15 protein-coding genes and 2 pseudogenes are annotated in these 20,256 nt (G+C 51.4%); 13 read left to right on the top strand and 4 right to left on the bottom strand.

Annotated elements, in window-relative coordinates:
- The first annotated feature begins 73 nt into the window (after nt 1-73).
- Nucleotides 74-436, top strand: coding sequence for a hypothetical protein (locus tag V7775_RS24110; RefSeq protein WP_335754486.1), 363 nt, complete (start codon nt 74-76; stop codon nt 434-436).
- Between the two features lie 368 nt (nt 437-804).
- Here the strand turns inward: V7775_RS24110 and V7775_RS24105 are convergent, their stop codons facing one another.
- Nucleotides 805-3,003, bottom strand: a complete 2,199-nt coding sequence (locus V7775_RS24105) for an autotransporter domain-containing protein (RefSeq protein ID WP_335754485.1) — start codon at nt 3,001-3,003, stop codon at nt 805-807.
- A gap of 423 nt (nt 3,004-3,426) precedes the next feature.
- On the opposite strand from V7775_RS24105, the pseudogene V7775_RS24100 reads away from it, so the two are divergent.
- Nucleotides 3,427-3,707, top strand: a pseudogene (locus V7775_RS24100) (DNA adenine methylase); the annotation flags it as partial.
- 210 nt (nt 3,708-3,917) lie between these two features.
- Here V7775_RS24100 and V7775_RS24095 read toward each other — a convergent pair.
- Entirely contained in the window at nt 3,918-8,381 is a 4,464-nt protein-coding gene (locus tag V7775_RS24095) for a beta strand repeat-containing protein (protein WP_335754484.1), read from the bottom strand.
- A 548-nt stretch (nt 8,382-8,929) separates the two neighbouring features.
- Nucleotides 8,930-9,571, bottom strand: a complete 642-nt coding sequence (locus V7775_RS24090; RefSeq protein WP_335754483.1) for a GntR family transcriptional regulator — start codon at nt 9,569-9,571, stop codon at nt 8,930-8,932.
- Nucleotides 9,572-9,707: 136 nt separating this feature from the next.
- On the opposite strand from V7775_RS24090, the gene dctP reads away from it, so the two are divergent.
- The 10 genes from dctP (at nt 9,708) to V7775_RS24040 (ending at nt 17,094) form a co-directional block, all read left to right on the top strand.
- Nucleotides 9,708-10,688 (top strand): TRAP transporter substrate-binding protein DctP, encoded by a 981-nt coding sequence (dctP, locus tag V7775_RS24085; protein WP_335754482.1) that lies wholly within the window; start codon nt 9,708-9,710, stop codon nt 10,686-10,688.
- 69 nt (nt 10,689-10,757) lie between these two features.
- Nucleotides 10,758-11,309 carry a TRAP transporter small permease gene (locus V7775_RS24080; protein WP_335754481.1) on the top strand — a complete coding sequence of 184 codons (552 nt, stop codon included), beginning with the start codon at nt 10,758-10,760 and terminating at the stop codon, nt 11,307-11,309.
- Nucleotides 11,309-12,625 carry a TRAP transporter large permease gene (locus V7775_RS24075; protein ID WP_335754480.1) on the top strand — a complete coding sequence of 439 codons (1,317 nt, stop codon included), beginning with the start codon at nt 11,309-11,311 and terminating at the stop codon, nt 12,623-12,625. Before V7775_RS24080 ends, V7775_RS24075 begins: the two co-directional genes overlap by 1 nt.
- Before the next feature lie 34 nt (nt 12,626-12,659).
- A complete protein-coding gene (locus V7775_RS24070; protein WP_335754479.1) occupies nt 12,660-13,445 on the top strand; it encodes a maleate cis-trans isomerase family protein in 786 nt (261 codons plus the stop codon).
- A 112-nt stretch (nt 13,446-13,557) separates the two neighbouring features.
- Nucleotides 13,558-14,370: a helix-turn-helix transcriptional regulator gene (locus V7775_RS24065; RefSeq protein WP_335754478.1), complete on the top strand. Its 813-nt coding sequence runs from the start codon at nt 13,558-13,560 to the stop codon at nt 14,368-14,370.
- A 97-nt stretch (nt 14,371-14,467) separates the two neighbouring features.
- On the top strand, nt 14,468-15,001 hold the full coding sequence (locus V7775_RS24060; RefSeq protein ID WP_335754477.1) for a YbhB/YbcL family Raf kinase inhibitor-like protein: 534 nt from the start codon (nt 14,468-14,470) through the stop codon (nt 14,999-15,001).
- A 53-nt stretch (nt 15,002-15,054) separates the two neighbouring features.
- Nucleotides 15,055-15,675 (top strand): YbhB/YbcL family Raf kinase inhibitor-like protein, encoded by a 621-nt coding sequence (locus V7775_RS24055; protein WP_335754476.1) that lies wholly within the window; start codon nt 15,055-15,057, stop codon nt 15,673-15,675.
- Between the two features lie 99 nt (nt 15,676-15,774).
- Nucleotides 15,775-15,960, top strand: coding sequence for a twin-arginine translocation signal domain-containing protein (locus tag V7775_RS24050; protein WP_335754475.1), 186 nt, complete (start codon nt 15,775-15,777; stop codon nt 15,958-15,960).
- Nucleotides 15,961-15,990: 30 nt separating this feature from the next.
- On the top strand, nt 15,991-16,506 hold the full coding sequence (locus V7775_RS24045; RefSeq protein WP_335754474.1) for a carboxymuconolactone decarboxylase family protein: 516 nt from the start codon (nt 15,991-15,993) through the stop codon (nt 16,504-16,506).
- A gap of 15 nt (nt 16,507-16,521) precedes the next feature.
- On the top strand, nt 16,522-17,094 hold the full coding sequence (locus V7775_RS24040; RefSeq protein ID WP_335754473.1) for a carboxymuconolactone decarboxylase family protein: 573 nt from the start codon (nt 16,522-16,524) through the stop codon (nt 17,092-17,094).
- 477 nt (nt 17,095-17,571) lie between these two features.
- Here V7775_RS24040 and V7775_RS24035 read toward each other — a convergent pair whose 3' ends face one another.
- The gene (locus V7775_RS24035) at nt 17,572-19,686 is read right to left on the bottom strand and encodes a glycosyltransferase family 2 protein (protein ID WP_335754472.1); all 2,115 of its coding nucleotides are present in this window, start codon (nt 19,684-19,686) and stop codon (nt 17,572-17,574) included.
- Between the two features lie 117 nt (nt 19,687-19,803).
- Here V7775_RS24035 and V7775_RS24030 point away from each other — a divergent pair.
- A pseudogene (locus V7775_RS24030) lies at nt 19,804-20,139 on the top strand (IS256 family transposase); the annotation flags it as partial.
- Nucleotides 20,140-20,256 lie beyond the last annotated feature (117 nt).

Genomic DNA, 20,256 nt, shown 5'->3' with positions numbered 1-20,256 from the left:
TCAACCCTGATGGATCGTTTAAGGTAGACTCCGTCACATTGCCGGAAAAGAAACACGCCGTTAAGTTGGGCTTATGTCAAACCTCAGGATGTTAGTTACGTTACTCGTTTTATCTTTGGCTCCCTATAATGGTGCGGGTGCTCAGGAAGGCTTGTCTTCGCTGGCAGCAATCGGCGGTGCTCGGGCCTACTCAGGCCATGAAATCGAATTTGGCGAAACACGCTTCACGTTGCGTGGTGTGACATGTCCCGATCCGACAAATGAGGATGGAAAGCGTGCGAAGGCCTTAGCCAATACGTTCCTCCGGATGCGTGGTACAATGCGATGTCACTCGTCGAATGGCTCAGGTGACTGCGTACATCGCTCGACGAGTGGCATCCGCAATCTGTCCGAGGTCATGCTGAAAACCGGATTATGTTGGGCTGGTGAAGCTTGAAATAGGAGCGACTTCCGTTCTTTAACCACCTCCTTTGAAGCGGTACGAGACAACGGCGCGGCCTCCTTTTTGTAGAGGCCACGGGCTGACGTTAACGAAAAGTTCAGTGTTTGGATTGTGCCCAATTGTTATGAGTGACGCATGATAGCGAGTGATAGTTTTGCTGAACCAGCAGATGTCAGAGACTATCTAGATGATATTACGGCCCACCAAAGCAAAAAGGCCCGAAAAAGTGCGGGCCTTTCCAAGAAATATGAGGCGTGATCAGAAGACGAAATCAGTTGCTTCGATCAACAGCATGTCAGTGTTCAATAGCGTGACACCCCCGGCGATGAGCACGGGGGTGGGCCTTTTGAAGGGGATAGTGATTAGAAACCCATTGCAAAGCTTATGCCCGCGCGGACCTGTGGATCACTACCGAACGTACTTTGCCCGACGCGCAGGGAGCTGGTGAGGGCGCGATTATTGCCAAAATCATGCGTGTAAGCGACGGTTGCAAAGCCACGTGTTTTACGACGTTCCACTGTGCTGGAGATTGAGAAGTCCTGTATGCCAGCAAGATCCGAAGTGCCTGTAAGGGTTGCACGGTCTGCGCTGAAATCGTGTTCCAGACCAGTGCCCAGTGATAGGGTTCCGTGTTTTGAAACCTTGCGCGCTGCGTTCATCTCTAGCGTTATTGTGGTCCGGCTAATGGCAAGGCGGTCATAGGTGGCGTTGAAATCACTTCCGGTTTCGGCATAGGCGCCCCTGCGGGTTTCAAAATGCTCTATTGTAGCGCGTGGCGTCAGCAACCAGTTCTGCTGCTGGAAACCATAGCCCAGTGTGGCGCGCGCAGACGTTGTTTCCAAATCAGCCTCTCCAGTGGCCAACATGACATTTTCGATGCCACGACCACGGGAGATGTCAGAACTACCCTGAATTTGGCTGATGGCAACCCCAGCTTGCAATCCAGTGCGTGCGGCGCCGCCCGCGCTATATTCAGACCATAGACTGCCTCCAAATCCGGTGTCTTGGTCAAAGCCGTTGTTGTGCAGGCTGGTTCCATTGATCGCCAATGAACCGCCGATGGTGAGTTGGTCGCTAATCCCGCGCCCGTAGCTGAAGATCACGTTACTGTTGCTGCGCGATCCGATATCTTCTGCGTCGTCTGCACCCGTACTGCTGGCCACCCCATCAATACGCAGGCAGCCCGATCCGGCCTCAGCCAAACAGGTTGAGCCCATCAAGAGGGACGCGGTTGCTTGCTGTTGTACAGACGCAATCTCAGTGTCATTCGCCAGTGTTGGGAACGATAGAAGCAGACTGTCGAGGTCCTGCATCTGGGTCTTCCAAATGAAGGCATGGTATTTATGAACATTGCCATAGATTGTTTCAGAAGTTCCGACGATAACGCTTCCATCTGCGCTCGTGGCTGTTGCCACGCTATTTGTTCCGCCCAGAGTTCCTAGGTCGGTGGCTGTTGTGTTGCCATCTACCCAAGCCGCTGCATGACTATCCCCTTCAGCTATGCTAGCTTCTCCAACGATGACGGTCCCGTCCGCGTTTACGGCCGTGGCAGCGCTATCTGCTCCGCCGAGAGTTCCCAGATCAGTGGCTGTTGTGCTGCCATCCACCCAAGCGGCTGCGTGGGTAGTCCCCTCAGTTGTGTCAGCAGTTCCTACGATAACGTTCCCATTCGCACTCAAGGCCCGAGCATAACTATTACCTTCGCCAAGATCGCCGAGATAGATGCCCATCGTGCTCCCATCTACCCAAGAGGTTGCCGTGCGTTCTCCCGAGACGTATCCATACCCGATGATGACGCTCCCATCCGCGTTCGCGGCGATGGCGCGGCTTTCGCCTCCGGTAATAGTTGTCAGTTTGGTGGCTGTTCTGCTCTCACCCACCCAAGCAGCTGCAGTATTGTCAATAGACCCAACGATGACACTCCCATTTGCGCTGACACCATAAGCAGCGCTCCGCCTTCCATTTAACCTTCCGAGGTCGATGGCCGTTGTGCTGCCGTTCACCCAAGCAGTCGCACGGTCAGTGCCCGTATTTTGGTATGCGTTTCCGACGATGATGCTGCCATTCGCACTTACGCCACGGGCGTCACTAAACGATCCTCCGAAAGTTCTGAGATGAGTCGCTGTTGTGTCTCCGACTGCCCAAGAAGCGGCTTTATTAGATTGGCGGTCTCCGCTAGCAGTTCCGATGATGACGGTCCCGTCCGCGCTTACGGCTGTGGCACGGCTTTCCAGTCCAGGAGTAAAAGTACCGAGGTCTGTGGCTGTTGTACTGCCATCTACCCAGGAGACAGCTGTGTTAGAATGCCCGACGATGACACTCCCATCCGCGCTTATGACTAGAGCAGCACTATTTGGTCGGTCGGGGAGAGATCCCAGATCGGTTATCGTGTCGCCAAAGACGTTGGGCCAATTGTCTGCGGCTGCGGCCCCTGTGGTTGTGATACACAGCGCCACCGCACCAAGCGTAGACGCGACACCCACCACGCGCCCCTTCCATTTTGTCAGCCGGCATCCTGTGAGACAAACGATCTGTACTGGTTTTTGAATTGTTTGCGACATGATACTTTTAGCTCCACTTCTACTTTTTGGTAAATTATCCAAAAAGCAGAACACCATTAAGTTGAATAAATCAAATTTCTGCTATTTCTTCAATATGATGCTCAAACAAAACACATACTGAAAAGAGCTGTAAAGGGTTCCGCGTGCGCCCCAGATGCGCCCCGTAAACGTTGAACGAAGACGGCCTGCCAGTGTCCGGTAACGCACGTCGTTGATTGCTGCATGAGACGTGTCATTTTGATTCAATTCAAAAATCCAAATTAGTGTTGGCCAGTTTTGCCACGCTCCAAAATAGCGGTCGTTCACGGTATCCTAGAAGCTTGATTAGGCAGCTCGAAGCCGATTTTCACTGCTCCCACACAGCAGTTTATGTTGAAAATTTACCTCTTCATGAGATGAGCCGAGCCTTCGCATCCGCAGCGACCTGACACTCTAATGGACATAGAGCGCGCGGCCCGGCTCCTCTATCTACAGCGCACAGCATTTGGCAGGAAAGTTTCCGGCAAGAACTTTGGGGTCTCTAAAGATCGACCAGACCGCTTCAACCTCACGACATTGGAGCCGATGCTCGAAGACCTGCATAGCCGCTTGTCAGGCGTTGTGATTGAATGTCTGGATTATGCCGCGTTCATCACGCGCTACGACGGCCACAGACATTGTTCTATCTGGACCCGCCATATTGGGGCTGTGATAACGATTACGGTATGCGCAGTTAGTGTACTTTGCAAAGTCGCGCGAACGGCCCGGAGCGGTCACTCGACCTTTACTTCAATTGCTGTAGCAGTAGGACGTCAAAGCAGAAATTCGCGGTAATTCAATTATCTTTTAGTAACCAAAAATTGTTCGCGTAACCTGTCTAACCCGGAACTGGTTTGCGCACGCATGTTTATTCGACGAGCGTCCACTCGGTCAGCTTAAATGTCCCACGTGATTTGCGTATCAACAAGCTCGCCATTGACACTATAGATTTCGATTTTCTCTGAGAAATCTGAATCGTCATTCACATCTGTATAGATCTTTTTCGATATCTGCCCATCCGAGTAGGTAATCTCAATTGTATCGCCATCATCCATTAAATAGTCGCGCTGGGTGATCGCGTTATTGAAATCGAAGGTATCGGTTTTTGTAGCCCAAGAGGTGCCATTGAATGCGCCGTCACCATCATGCGTCACGTGTTGTACCAGCACATCATCCTGAAAAGTACGTACTTGATGCCGCGTTGTCCCATCATCCATCACGTAATCGACGGTCTCGACCTGTAGCTGACTGTTTAGAGTATCGGTTTTTGTAGCCCAAGTGTTGCCACTGAACGCGCCCTCACCATCATACGTCACGCGTTGCACCAGCACACCATCCTGAAAACTGCGTGTTTGATGCCGTGTTGTTCCATCATCCATCACGTAATCGGTGGTCTCGACTTGTAGCTGACTGTTTAGAGTATCGGTTTTTGAAGCCCAAGTGTTGCCACTGAACGCGCCCTCACCATCATACGTAACGCGTTGCACCAGCACATCATCCTGAAAACTGCGCGTTTGATGCCGTGTTGTTCCATCGTCCATCACGTAATCGGTGGTCTCGACCTGTTGCTGACTGTTCAGATTTTCGGTTTTTGTAGCCCAAGTGTTGCCATTGAACGCGCCCTCGCCATCATACGTCACGCGTTGTACCAGCACATCATCTTGAAAACTGCGTGTTTGATGCCGTATTGTCCCATCATCCATCACGTAATCGGTGGTCTCGACCTGTCGCTTATTGTTTAGAGTATCGGTTTTTGTAGCCCAAGTGTTGCCACTGAACGCGCCCTCGCCATCATACGTCACGCGTTGTACCAGCACATCATCCTGAACAATGTATGCTTGATGCCGTGTTGTCCCATCATCCATCACGTAGTCGGCGGTCTCGATTTCACCGCTTTCAAAAAATGTAACGGTCTGTTCGTGCCAATGGGCAACGTTCGAGCTGTCAATCGTCTCACGCACTAGATTGTCTTGCACGTCAATGTGGATCGCGCTGGTTCCAAGTGCCGTTGTTGGGCCACCGGTCTCGTCTTGTAGATCGAACAGTTCGACGGTCAGGTTTTCGACACCTTCACCGTAATTTCCTGCAACAAGTTCGAATGAGAAACTGGAATCGGTATCCGAACCAGAGGTGAACGCAATTGTGCTTTGTGGGAGTACGCCACCAACGAAATCTGCAGCGCTTACCGAGTTTTGGCCGCTCGCGACGACCCTGACCCCGACACTGACTGCTTCGCTCAGGTCACCTAGCCGGTTTACGTTGATCGTAACAATCGGCGTTTCGCGTTCATGCGCAGAACTGATCGCGGAATGCAGGTACACGATGCTGTCCGCAACATTTGCAGAGCCGGTTCCATCGTCGATGTTCATCAAAACACCAGCTGTGTCTCCCGCCGAACCGTACTGGTGAATTTTATCGTTTCCATAGATTTGTCTGTAGCTATTATCACCCGCACCCTCGGCCCAAGAATGACGAATGCCTTCTAACTCTGCCTCGGTAGGTGGTCTACCATTGTTACTCACAAAATTAACTGTAATGATCCGGATCATATAGTCGGACACATCTTTTGTAATCCCTTCGCCGCCTCGTCCCCCTTCACCTCCATAGCCGCCGGACCCGCCGACACCCGCAAACGCAGTAGATGATCCCAATTGCCCCACAATGTGGGTGTTAAACACGGCCTGTCCAAAATTCACTATGCCTTCAGCTGAGCTTGCACCTTGACCACCGAGCCCCCCATCGCCACCTGTTCCGCCTAATCCACCATCGGCAACCGAAAGGTCAATAGGATGACGAATAATAGCATGGGTCCCTTCGTGTCCAATTCCGCCAACGCCGCCGATGCCGCCTGTACCACCGGACGCCGTGTTTTCGCCATACCCCAAATTGCTAACTGCCCCGGTTGCAACGCTGGTGAGCCAGCTGTCGGAAACCTCGATCATTCCGTAATTCAGAATTGCTCCGGCATGTTGCCCAGTTCCACCTAGCCCCCCATCGCCACCTTCTTCGCCGTCAAACGGTGGGTTGAAGCGTTTATGCGGCGGATTAGGATGATTGAATATGAAATCACTGCCATTTTCCCCAGTAACGCCGGTCAAACCAGTAGCGCCTTGGGCGTCATTGCCAAGTATCGTAACGCGCTCCAACGTCAATGTGCCGTGGTTTTCAATTGCGCTACCCACGCCTTGTTTACCCATCGTGCCTTCGCTATAGCCATCAACCAGTTGCAATGCTTCGAGCGACACCGACGCACCGCTTTGAATGTCGAATATACTGCCAAAGCCCGCGCCGCTGATGGAGACATCTGCAGTGCCGTTGCCATCGATGTCCCCGGAAATAGACAAATCAGATGCCAAAAGCAGATCAATGCCAATGATCTCTCGGCCAAACAGCACTTCAGAAAAGGTGATGGCGCTGAAATCAGGGTTGGAATTGGCGTATGCAATCGCCTCTTCAAGGGAGGTTTGCCCATCCGTGTTAGAGCTGCCGCTCGCATTAATTGACACCCGCAATGAAGGCTCTTCGATGATTGTAATAGTCTTTGACGCGCCCGCGGTGTTCGTCACGTCATTTTCTGTCTGAACTGCACCAATGGCCACTTCAATCTGGACTTCCGCAAATCCGCCATATTGAACGGTCGCGCTATACGTTGTGGCATCGATTTGAACAAGTGGACCGCGCAGCTCTCCATTCGTGATGACAAGGTCAGAGGCTTCAAATCCACTTACCTCTCGATCAAAAGAAATCGTGACCTCGATGTCAGATCCAAACACGCTTTGATCCGCGTCGGTTGTTATCGTGACCACGGGAATCGCGAAGTCGAATTCATCTAATGTTATCGCAGGGGTCGGATAGCTTGCCAGACCAGAGCTAGCACCCGTAACGCCATCAAGCAGATCAACGATGACCTGACCGGGCGCCGTCGGTAGCAGCGTCACCTGAAACACGTGGGAATCTGTTGTAGATAATTCTCCGACAACCGTCGCATTCGTCAGATCAAGACGGGCAAGGTCAAAGCCGTTGACCTCCATACCAAAATCAAGCGTCAGAACGAAGGATTGCAAACTGTCAGGGGCACTCAAATCCGTCGTGATGACAGGTAAAGGCCGTAGAGGATTTATTTGAAGCTCAAACGCGCCGAGATCAGGACGCGGAGTTAGATCTTCGAAAGGGGAAGGGAAGTCGACACTGCGGTCATTTCCAAGTGCATCCGTTGGCGGTAGAGCGCTGTTGTTCGCGTCCCCCGCATCAACGGCGGGGTTTTGCCAATCATCGAGCAAGGCAACGGTTCGAACAAGGCCCCCATTGTCGCCCGCTTGCGCAACGCCATCCACAACATCTGCAAAGAAAAGGCTAACATCGTCCGTTAGTAGACCGAGGAAATTTCCGATATGGGTACTTGCGCTTCCTGCTTGTAACGCTCCGGAAAAGTTAAAACCGCCATTCCCGATTACCAACGAGTTCTGAAGTAGAGCGCCAGCACCGCCAGAAGAGGATGCCAATCCTCCCGAGTTACCCGTTATCGTGCTGTGAACAAAAGAGATTCCACCACCCGCATCCACTACATCGCCAAAAACAAGACCATAGTCGCTTTGGTTGCCGACAATTGTACTGTTTACGAATGCTGCCGAACCTCCAGAGTAGAAAGCACCATAGGCAAGGCCTGAATTCCCTTCGATCGTCGTACCTGTGAACAGTGCAGTGCCATAGTTTGCTACACCGCCTCCGATACCAGCGTTTGCGGCGATATAAGTTGATGTCGTGTTCAGCGTACCATAGTTTAAAACACCACCCCCATAGCCACTGGTGACATTGCCCGCGATCGTGCTGTTGGTCAGGTCTATGGACGCGCCAACGGCGATCTCGACGCCACCGCCGCCAGCGATAGGAACAGCAAACGCATCGGCTACAACACTGTTGCCACCTGTGATCAGGACCCCGTTAAGAACGACATCACCGTCTCCGACAAAGATTGTCTGCACATTGTCGTCGCTGTTTGTGTTGGTCGTCGCCGTGACGCTTTGCCCAGTCGGCAAAGTGGTGAGAAGGTCATCTCCGGCTGTGTCGCCGCTGATCGTAATATCAGCGATGCCGTCCCCGTTGATATCACCATTGAGAGTTACATCTGACCAGAACTCCAAGGTTTCACTGAGACGAATTAGGCCACCTGACGCGAATGCTTCTCCAGGGTTACTCGCGAACACCAACGTGTCCGCTTCTGGCGTGGCATCGGCAAAAAGCAAAGCTTCTCGAAGCGACAGCCCATCTCCGTCCAACGTTTCGGCTGCCAAATCAAGGTCGCCGGAAACAGTGATATCATCGCCAATATCAAGTGCAGAGTTTATCCGAAAGATCGCCATTACTTCATTTTTCCACATCAGATTAGTGTTGCGTGACTGAAGCTCTGGTCTGGTCGCTAATTCGTGGAATTAGCAAAGCCGCTAGGCTGTCGTGCCACAATAAACCTGTTTACGCAAAAACATTGTGGATATGGCCCCGAAACCCACTGGACTTGCCGAATGGCCCCGAAACCCACTGGACTTGCCGAGCGGATGCAATCCCCCAGCATAACTTTAACAACGTCCCTGATGCACCAGTAAATGACTGCTTACGACTCGAAACGTTGATTCAATCGTACCCGCAGCCAATGACCGCTTTCCGCTCGATGTGTCTAAGGGCCATGTCCGCTTTGGGCTGGGAGCTGCCGTTAACCTACGATCCTATGTCGGCTTCGCATCGGCAGTTTCTTGAAAGATTTCTGCACCAGAAATAGGCTCGCTTCGAGCCCATCTCTACCAGTGCTGAAAGTCGTTCAGAGGTCTCCTTCACTCACTTTATGCAGGCCAAAATGGGGGTTTTTGTGTCGAAATGCGGCGACTGGTTTTGACTTGCGACGACTTAACAATTGTTAGCTTTCTAGGGCCTTCAATAAACTCGGTAGGCGCTTTCCTTGAAGCATCATGTGGCTGCGCATTAACTCGTTCGCAACCTTGCCTTCACGATTAACGATGGCATCATTGATATCGTTGTGCTCCTGCATAGACACTTCCAGTCGCCCTACGACTTCATATGGCATCAGACGGTAGACATTAATTCGGGCTTCGATCTGCTCGAGTTGATCAATGAGCCAAATGTTACCACTCGCGGCGTGTATGGCGGCGTGGAACGCTAGATTGGCGTCGGCATATCCTCTGGTATCTTGCGCCGCGGCGGCAAGACCACATTCATCAAGTGCCTTTTGGATCGACGCCATGTGATTTCGGGTTAGGTTTTCGCAGGCGAGCCGACAGGCCATACCTTCAAGTTCTGCCGCGACCTCAAATAAATCATGTAGTTCTTTCGCTGAAAGGCTTCGGACAATCGCGCCTTTGCGAGGGCGGGTTTCCAGTAGGCCGCAATCAACCATTGATCGGATGGCTTCCCGGATGGGTGTGCGGCTTACACCAAACCGTTCGACTAATTCGGCCTCTTCCAATTTGTCGCCAGGTCGCAGCACACCAGTAAAGATGTCCTGCTTAATTTGATCAACAAGCTTGTCTGATGTGCGCACTATTTTCCGTCCTCTGTTGATCGTTTTTTACATGATTTGAAAAAGGGTTTCCATACATAATGCGTCAATTTGCATTCTTTTGCTTGCTATATGGATATTTATAATGTCAATAAGGATACACAAGGGAGGAACCAAAATGAAAAAACTTATGAAAACGAGCGCACTCGCAGCGATGATGTGTGGAGGGATGGCATCCGCAGAAGAACTGCGTTTGTCGCACCAATGGTCTACAGGCGATGTTCGCCATGAGGTCGCACAAATTGTTGCCGATGAAGTTGCGGCAGCAGGCGTAGATCTAGAGATCAAGATATTTCCATCAAAGTCGTTGTTCAAACCACGCGAACAATATCGACCTTTGTCAGCTGGTCAGTTGGATATGACAGTTTTCCCACTTTCCTATGCGGGCGGCCAGCAGCCGTCTTTCAATCTGACGCTGATGCCTGGGTTGGTTAAGAACCACGATCACGCAGCACGGTTAAGCCAATCGCCCTTCATGGAGGCCCTCGAAGCCAAGATGGCTGAAGACGATGTCATGGTTCTGGTCCACGGATATCTTGCGGGTGGCTTTGTTGGCAAAAATAAGTGCATCACCCACCCGGATGATGTGGTTGGATTGCAAACACGCGCGGCAGGAAAATCCTTTGAGCAGATGCTCGTTGGTGCAGGCGCGTCAATCACCTCAATGGCGTCTTCAGAGATCTATTCGGCGATGCAAACGGGTGTTCTGGATGCGGCAAATACATCTTCGTCATCATTTGTTTCATATCGCATTTATGAACAGGTTGCTTGTTACACGCCTGCATCAGACATTGCGCTGTGGTTCTTGTATCAGCCGCTTTTGATGAACAAGTCGACGTTTGACGGATTGTCCGCTGACCAGCAAACAGCACTTCTGGAGGCTGCCACAAAAGCCGAAGCGTACTATTTGGAGCAAGCAAAACTACAAGATGCTGAATCCGTAGATGTGTTCCGCGAAGCTGGTGTTGAGATCGCAGAAATGACGGCTGAAGACTTCCAAGCTTGGCAGGCATTAGCACAGGAAACATCTTATGCGGCTTTCGTAGCAGATGTAGAAGGCGGTCAAGAGCTGCTCGATATGGCACTCGCTGTCGAATAACCTGAACTGTGAGAGGCGCCTCGTGCGCCTCTCGATTTCATCACCCAATTTACATTTAGGAAATCTAACATGGCTGGACATGAACACCCGACCCATGCCCGAAAAAACGGTGGCAATGTCTTTGTCAAAACGGTGCACACAGTATCAAGCATCGCGGGCTACTGTTCTGCATTGATGATCTTGGCGGCCGTCTTTTTGACGTGTCAGATGATCTTTGTTCGGTTCGTTTTGAACTGGTCGACTGTCTGGCAAACAGAAATAGTCGTCTTTCTTGTTGTTGCGGCAACATTGATTGGCTTGCCATTCGTGCAGCAAAAGCGTGGCCACGTGAATGTGGATCTAATACCGCTGGCCCTGTCGGGTCGTGCGCGGTTTGTGTTGGCAATCCTTACGCTTTCCTTATCCTGCGCCATTGCCGCTGTTATGTTTTTCTACGGATATGAGTATTGGCACCTTGCCTATGCGCGAGGCTGGACAACCGATACTGTGACTGCGGTTCCGCTGTGGATTCCGTATCTTGCCTTACCTGTCGGCTTTGGGCTCTTCTTACTGCAATTGCTGGCCGATCTGGTTGCCGTCATCACAAAGATTGAAACACCTTTTGGCTTGGAGGTGTCTTGATGGACCCCCTTATTCTTGGCGCACTTGTTGGGCTCTGCACCATATTTGTCTTGTTCTCGGGCGTATCTGTTGGCGTTGGGCTTCTCATCGTTTCCGCTGGATTTCTGCTTATCTTTGATGGTGCCCGTTCACTTGAGCTGATGCCGGAACTGTTTTTTGGCAAACTCGACAGCTTCGCCTTACTATCGATCCCAATGTTTATCATTATGGGATCATCCATCGCCTCCACTCGCGCTGGTGCGGATTTGTATGAAGCCTTAGAGCGTTGGTTGACCCGCGTTCCTGGTGGACTGGTTATTTCAAACCTTGGCGCTTGTGCCTTGTTCGCGGCGATGTCGGGTTCCAGCCCTGCAACCTGTGCGGCAATTGGTAAAATGGGTATCCCGGAGATGCTTAAACGTGGCTATCCAGAAGGGATCGCAACCGGATCAATCGCAGCGGGCGGCACGTTGGGCATTCTTATCCCACCTTCCGTCACGATGATCGTTTACGGCGTTGCGACCGAGACTTCGATTGGCCGCTTGTTTCTGGCGGGTGTTCTGCCAGGCCTGATGTTGGTTAGCTTGTTTATGGCGTGGTCACTTTATGCCACTTGGAAGTCTGGCGATACGGCCCTTTTGGCCTCGCGCAGCTATACATGGCGCGAACGGTTTGAGATTTTGCCGCGCGTTCTGCCCTTCATCGCGATCATCATCGGTGTGCTTTACACAATGTATGGAGGCATCGCGACGCCGTCTGAAACCGCAGCTGTGGGCGCGTTGTTGTGTCTTGCAGTGGCCATCGTGATCTACCGGCTTTGGGACGTCCGCGCGATCTGGTTGATCTTGCAAGATAGCACCAAAGAAAGCGTGATGATCTTGTTCATTATCGCAGCTGCTGGGGTCTTTTCCTACATGCTGTCCAGCCTGTATATCACGCAAAGCATCGCGACGTGGATTGGCACATTGGACGTGAACCCGTGGGTATTGATGGGGGCAGTCAACGTCTTTTTGTTGATTGCGGGGTTCTTTCTTCCTCCCGTCGCGGTCATTTTGATGGCGGCCCCGATTTTGTTGCCGATCATCACAACCGCTGGTTTTGATCCAATTTGGTTTGCCGTCATCCTGACGATCAACATGGAAATTGGACTGATTTCACCCCCAGTCGGTCTCAATCTCTACGTGATCAACGGCATCGCACCTGACATCTCACTGCGCACTATCCTTATGGGGTCGCTGCCTTTTGTGGCCTGTATGGTCCTGGCTATTGTCTTGCTCTGCGTCTTCCCCGGCATTGCGACGTGGCTGCCTGACTATGTCATGGGCCCACGCGTCTAATCTCAAAATACACTCTCATAAAGGTGCCATCTATATGTCTTTCTCAACTCATTACCGCCGTGTCGGCCTCATTGTTCCCAGCTCAAACATCACCATGGAAACTGAAATTCCGGCACTGTTAAAAGCACGTGAAGCTATTCTACCAGACCGATTTACGTTTCATTCGTCACGCATGCGTATGAAGTCAGTCGTCAAAGCGGAACTTGAAGCGATGGATGCGGACAGCGTGCGATGTGCGACAGAGCTTTCTGACGCTGCCGTTGAAGTTCAGGCCTATGCCTGCCTTGTCGCGATTATGTCGATGGGACTTGGGTATCACCGTATATCGTCCGAAAAACTACATCAGGCGACCGTTGATAATGGGTGCCCAACACCTGTTTTGAACTCAGCTGGTGCTTTGGTTGATGGGCTGAAAAAAATGGGTGCAAAAAAGGTATCGATAATCTGTCCTTACATGCGCCCACTGACGCAGATGGTCGTGGATTACATCGAGAACGAGGGGATTGAAGTACAGGACTTTTTGGCTCTGGAAATTCCTGACAATCTTGAAGTAGCGGCTCAAGACCCATCGGCCCCAGCCGAGCTGTGGCGCAAGCTGGATCTTCGTGGTGTAGATGCAATTGTTGGGTCTGCCTGCGTGCAGATGCCATCTTTGCCAGCAATTGAAATGATAGAACGTGCGTCGGGTATACCCACTGTTTCTGCCGCGATAGCGACGACGCGACAAATTCTGGAAAACCTGAACCTGACCGAGATCGCACCTGGTGGTGGGGCTTTGCTGTCGGGTGGGAATTTGGCTTCTATGCCTAACGCCGCGTAATACTCCTACACGATGTTCCAAGACGACATGTCAATCGCAAGGCCTCAGTGACGGGCCTTGCGATTTTCGCTTGCTGGGTCCACAAATTTATAGGTGAGTGGAGGACGTCGTTGTGTCTGATGAGAAAGTACAAAGTACCGCAGCAGAGCCTAAAGTATCAATCTTGCCCATTAGCCAGGCGACGACGGCAACGTTTACGGATCTTTATTTTAGACTGACCTTTTTCTTCTTTATCCAAACGGGATCAAAGCGCGTGCTTAGCCCGACGCAAGGCGAGCTGATTGGTCAAGCCGGTGATCTTATCATCTTTCCGCCCGGGTCAATGGTGACAATGGAAAACCGGCCTGTGTTGGATGATCGTTACCGTGCAGTCGGCGTCAGTTTCTCGGATGATTTGATTGATGCCGTCTTTGCCGATCACCAGTTGCATACTGTCCCTAAGGGTATCCAGATTGTTCGCGCTGAACCTGACCACCCATCAAACCTGCTTGACCTCATCACGGCCACCCTCGCTGATGACGCTCTGCCACCCTCTATTCAACAACATCGTTTGTTGGAGCCCCTCATTTGGTTGCGCGACAAAGGATACCAATTACCGACGCACAGCGAAGAGCGGCCACTTAGTCGGTTGCGACGACTGATCGAGACCGATCTAAGCCATCCTTGGCGCATTTCCGAGGTGGCAAGCCATTTTGCCATGAGCGAAGCAACCTTGCGTCGGTTACTTGTCAAATCGGGGCAAGGGTTTGCAAAAACGCTGTTAAACACACGGCTCGAACATGGGCTTAGCATGCTGCAGACGACGAACGTCCCTGTCTCACAAATTGCATTGGACTGTGGGTTTAAAACGCCCTCCCATTTTTCGGATGCTTTTCGGAAAAGGTTCGAAATTAGACCAAAAGATATCCGTACAGCCGCAACCTGATCATTTCCCGATGTTTTATGAGTGAGAGCCGGAAGCGGTGCTTGCGTCTGCGCGTTACATTAATTTCACCAACAACATGTCGGTGAAAGGACATACAATGTTTCGCACTACTCTTCTCGCGGCTACTCTTGTCGCAACTGCAATCGCAGCGCCTGTCGCAGCTGACACCTTCACACTGACCAGCACCACGATCGCTGAAGGCCAGCAACTGGATGCAGCACAAGTTTTCCAAGGTTTCGGCTGCGAGGGTGGCAACACCGCACCTGATTTGGCTTGGTCTGGTGCGCCCGAAGGCACAAAAAGTTTTGCCGTCACCGCATACGATCCAGATGCGCCAACAGGATCCGGCTGGTGGCACTGGTTTGCATTCAACATCCCTGCTGACGCAACTGGTTTGGCGGCTGATGCTGCGATGGCTGACGGCGTCGTAGAGCTGGGCAACGATTACGGTGCTGCTGGTTTTGGCGGCGCATGCCCGCCTGCTGGCGAAGTTCACCGCTATCAGTTCACAGTCCACGCCCTTGGCACAGTCTTGGAATTGGACGACTCCGTTAGCAACGCTTTGGCTGGCTTTATGGTGAATGCAAACAGCATTGCCTCGTCCACGATTACAGCCGTCTATAATCGTTAAAATTCTACGCCTCGGCGCATGTCCGAGGCGTACTTTCAATGAAGGAATTACACATGAAAGTAACTATTAACGCTTGGGCCGATGGTGCGTCCATTCCAACGAAATTTGCATTCGGCAAAATCCCCGCCGAAGGGCGTTTTGAGCTGTCTGACAACATAAACCCAGAAATCTCATGGAGCGATGCTCCCGCTGGGACTAAGTCTTTTGCCATCATTTGCCATGACCCTGATGTGCCATCATCTGGCGAGGACGTGAACCAAGAAGGCAAAACGGTTCCTGCAAATCTGCCAAGGGTTGATTTCTACCACTGGGTTTTGGTCGATGTTCCTGTGGACCAGTCTGGTATTGCCGAAGGCGCTGATTGTTCCGGTGTGACACCCAAGGGCAAGACACCTGGCCAGCAGGCGCATGGAATTACTGGCATCAACAGCTATACTGACTGGTTTGCGGGTGATGCGGACATGGGCGGCGAATACGGCGGCTATGACGGCCCGTGCCCCCCTTGGAACGATAGCATTATGCATCACTATCACTTCACGGTGTATGCTCTGGACGTCGAGACGTTGGGGCTAAGCGGCTCATTTACTGGCGCTGAAGCGCTAACAGCGATGACGGGCCATGTGCTCGGTAAGGCCGCCAAAATGGGCACCTATACTATGAACTCAACGCTTTAAGAGCCAACAACGGAAACGCCCTTAAACGGGTGCAAGCAACGACCCCCGGCGAGATCCTCTCGCCGGGCCAATAAGGATATTCAATCGGGAGGAAAGAATATGATGACGAGAAAAGTTACGAATGGGTCACGCCGCAACTTTATGAAGATCGCAACCGTCGGAACTGCAGGTGCCGCTTTGGGAGGAGCAACACCAGCAATGGCAGACCAACACGCGACAGGTGCGGACGGTGCGCGTTATCAGGCGGGTGTTGATCTGCTGACGTCGCTTGATGCGGATACATAGCTTGAGGCGATCACTGAAATTTCACCCGACTTGGCGAACCTTTACGTGCAACATGCCTACGGGGAGGTTTTGTCTCGCGAGGCGCTGGATCCAGTGACCCGTGAGGCCGTGGCAATTGCCAGCCTGATGAACTCGGGCAATTATACCCAGTCTATTTTGGAGCATATAAAAGCGTACCTGAACCTCGGCGGTAAACCCGAAGCCCTGCTAGAGATGTGTTTTATCGCCATGGCTGTTATGGGATTCCCGTCGGCCATCAACACCATCGGCAAAATTCGCGCCACGCTGAAAGAGCGCGGGATCGAAATAGCATGGGTTCCTGAAGCCACAGACGACGGCACTGAACGCTATTTGATGGGTGCCCGTTATATGATCGCCAACACAGAAGGCGGCCTTCAAGACCTTCAGGGTCTCACGGAAAAGAACCCAGCATTTGCCAAGATCCTTGCCAGTTATGGCTATGGTGACATCATGACCCGCGACGGTCTGGATGCACGCACTAAAACCCTGACGACGCTTACGACACAAGGTAATGCGCAGTCTTGAATTAGGATCGCGGCATTGGGCGGTTTGCGTCAGGGCGTGAGCCGTGCCGACATTGTGGAATCCATGCTGCAACTGACCATCCACCGTGGATCTCCGTCGGCGACTGTCGCCCTGTTTCAGGTCAAAGAGGTGTTTGACGGCTTGGATGCAGGCACGTTGTTGCTGGAGCCGACCGACGGCGACATCCCCGAAGTCGCACTTGCGACGAGAGAAGCACGTTTCGCCCAAGGCGAGGTGGAATTGTCGAAAACAACAGGGGCGGCGGGTGCAGCTGTCGTCAGCAGCTTTGCTGACATGGCGCCTGATATAGGTAACCACATCATGGAATATCTTTATGGTGATGTATTCTCTCGCTCTCAAATCAGCCTAAGAGATCGTGAGGTTTCAACCGTTTCTGCCTTTGCCGCAACGGGTACCTTGACGTCACAGGGGCCAATGCGGCTGCATTTAAACGCGCCGCTGACTGCGGGGCTGAAAAAGATCGAGATTCAGGAAGTTCTGCTGAACATGGATGCGTTTTACTCTAATTTTTGCGACGGATCGCCTGAATGGCTGCTTTTTTGGCTGCGGCGCGGCGAGCAAGGTTAGGCAGCTGCCACAAATTCTTTGCTGCGAGCGCACGCAGCGGAAAAACTATGTCGCAGCCCTGAGCGTCCGCTTTCTTCAAATGACCCAATTTAGTTTGCGGGCGCAGCGAAAGTACACAATCCGCCCAACCTGTAGAATGAGCATGTCCGCTTTAGGCTGGGAGCAGTCATTGCTTCCGTATCTATGGACGGAGGATTTTTTCCCGCATAGTCGACATTCATGCATGCGACAAAAAGGAGGGCATAACATGATTACAGTAACGCTTCCAAAGTGCTTTGGGTGGCTTCTTGTGGCTTTCGCGGCCACTTCTGTGGTTGATAGCTTGACAGGGCTTGCGCTTAAAATTGTGCAGGCGATTTAAGGAGCCGTCCGATGGTCACTAAGGTTCTATCTGGGCACGACGCCGCACTCATCATAGACACCAAGATTTACTTGATGTGCAACGCGGGCAATCGGCGCACCGAAATTTCGTGTTGTTCAGGTCTTGTTGCTCAGTTCAGCTGACGTCTCTACTTGCCTAAGGTTGGTGGCTGATAGTAACCTAAGTTCACCATCGAGACCTAATCGTTCAAGACGCAATTTATCAACACTGCCAAGCCATTCCTCCATAAATGCACCATAACCACCATTCTCCATAACCGTGTTTTTCAGACTGGTTTTTGAAACGGCTGTATCCGCCTGTGCGTCCACGGACATGATTTCACTTATGGCATTTTCATTTGGCGAATATCCAAGGATGGTAGTCATTTGGCTGACAGGATCGGCAAGGATATTTTCATACGAAACCATCTGAACTTGTAAGCCTTGATCGATAGCTCTGTTTATTGCTTCGAAATGCGCGACCAGCTGAGATGCCAGTGACCCAGTTGATTCAGGAAATGCTCTTGCTGCACTCTGATACCAATCTTTTAGATTTCGCACAAGAAAGATGACTTGATCAGTATTCTGCTGATCAAAAAAAGTGGCCAAGCTTGTCGCTTGGCTTCGCATCTTGAGGACGAGCCTGTCATCACCAGAAGTTTGTTCCGCCAAATGTGAAGTGAGTTCGCGTGTTAGACCTGCAATACCACTGCGTGGTTCGCCATCCTGAGGGAATAGGCTGGCAGCCAAACCCAAATGTGTAAATGCATCCAGCTCAAAAAGCACATTGCAGTTGGCTGCTGTGAAAAGCCGGCCAAGCAGCGTTGAGCCGCATCTTCCTATTGAAAAAATAGGTATGATCTTTCGGGGGGGAATGTCGGTTGTGTTGGTGAGAGTGAACCAAGGTATCCTTTTGGTTGCACCTGCGATATTGTACTGATCCGCATAAGCGAACACGCTAGTGTTCAGTAAAATCGAATAGGGTACATCCACCATAATCCACTGTCGTGCCCGCCAATCAACAGCGTAGACCGACCAGTTCTCGGCGGGCAATTCAGGCATTGTTGGACCCTCATTAATCTGCGTTGGAGATGCTACAGCAATTTGAGAGGCTCTAAATCTTGCCAGGATTCGTCTTGTTCCAAAGCTGGACGTGTCCTTTGACCTATCAATCAGTGCAAGACGCAGATCGTTTCGTGTCAGGGGGGTGACAGCACGGGTTAACCGTTTTACCTCATCTGGTGTTGAAGGATGATCGCCTTTCTGTACCCCTTCAATATAGGGAAGGTCTTTGATGATTTCAGAAAGGAAAAGTTCCAAAAGTTCGCCACCAGCTGGGACGGCGATTTCAGCACGCAAGCGCCATGCTTCGCGATGCTGTTGAAACCGATTGTGAATTGCGGCACCCATTAAGTATCGCTGACAAGCATACTCATACGCTGGGTCATCACTATGGGTTGAAAAAAACTCATTATGACAATCATGTATTTTCTTGCTTGCCGCTAACCGCAGTTCTGGTTCTTCTGATTGTTCGGAACGTGCATTTGGCCCAAATACCCTAAAAATATATGCAGGTTTTGACAGTGAAATCGAAGGGATTTCACCCAGTTTTTCAAGTGTTCGTATCACGAATTCAATGTCTTCCAGTGTTCGGCTACGTGGATCCTTATGATCTGTAATAAACCCTATTTGTCGATACAGTTCGGTTCGTGCAACTTTCGACCAAAGATTTTCAAAATGGTTTGAGGCGTCCCAGCCCTGCAACATCGCAATCACCAAATTTTTTGCTTTGTTTGCAAACATTGAAGCGTCAAAACCGATTTGCGCCATGTTTCGCCAGGATTGGGATTGAGCATGGAAGGTTGTTGTGTCGAAGGCAGCAATTGATCCATTCAGGTTCTCGACTGCCCGGGCGAGGTTCAGCAACGCACCGTCCGTAAATATGTCGTCGTCATCTAACCACAACATCCACTCCCCGCTTGCTTCCTCAATAACTCTTTGACGCCCCGCACCACGCCCTGCGCTCGCTTCCAACGGTATCAACCGAATCCGTGGATCATTGATCATATGTGCCAACGTGGGTGACATCGGCATTTTGCCGCCATCGTTAACGAGGATGATTTCCCAATCTGAAAATGACTGATCCAACACAGACCCAAGTGCCTCCACAAGCAATCCGGTTCGGTCACGTGTAGGAATGCCTATCGAGAAAAATGGGGACTTCGTGGTCATATGTTGTTTCCTTGGAGCTATGACTGAATCTGGTGTTTGGATGGTTTGAAGGTTGGCGGCCTATCTGGTTGATTTGTTGTTGGCAGACAGCAACCCAACCGAATGAGATAAACCACCATGAAAACGAATAACATTGTTGATTTTGCGCGTCGAGATGAGATGACGGACGCGCTGACTGATTTTCTCAGAACAGGACCGCAGCAATTGATCGGGACAGCAGTTGAGGCCGAGTTTGCAGGCTAATTGGCGCAATTTTTCGACTTGCGCACTGAGGCGGGCCACTCAGCGGTCGTACGCAATAGGCATCATCTTGAGCACCCATTTCAAACGGGCATTGGCCCTGTGAGCGAGCGCATTCCAAAGGTCCGCTCTAAGGATGGCATACCGGTGACATTCCGATCGGCCTTGGTGCCGCCCTATGTGCGTAGAACCAAAACGCTGGGAGCGGTCATTAGACGCCATTTGCGTCAACGGCAGCTTTGCGCAGATAGTATACTTTGCAAAGTCACACGACGGCCTATTCTGTTGAAAAACTCACGTTTACTTCTGTGGAGACTGGTATTGGAATTT

Origin of the sequence: Sulfitobacter sp., from assembly GCF_036960155.1 — a bacterium.
In the GTDB taxonomy this organism is placed as follows: Bacteria; Pseudomonadota; Alphaproteobacteria; order Rhodobacterales; family Rhodobacteraceae; genus Sulfitobacter.
Note: the sequence above shows the minus strand (reverse complement) of the source record. Positions and strands in the feature narration are given on the sequence as shown.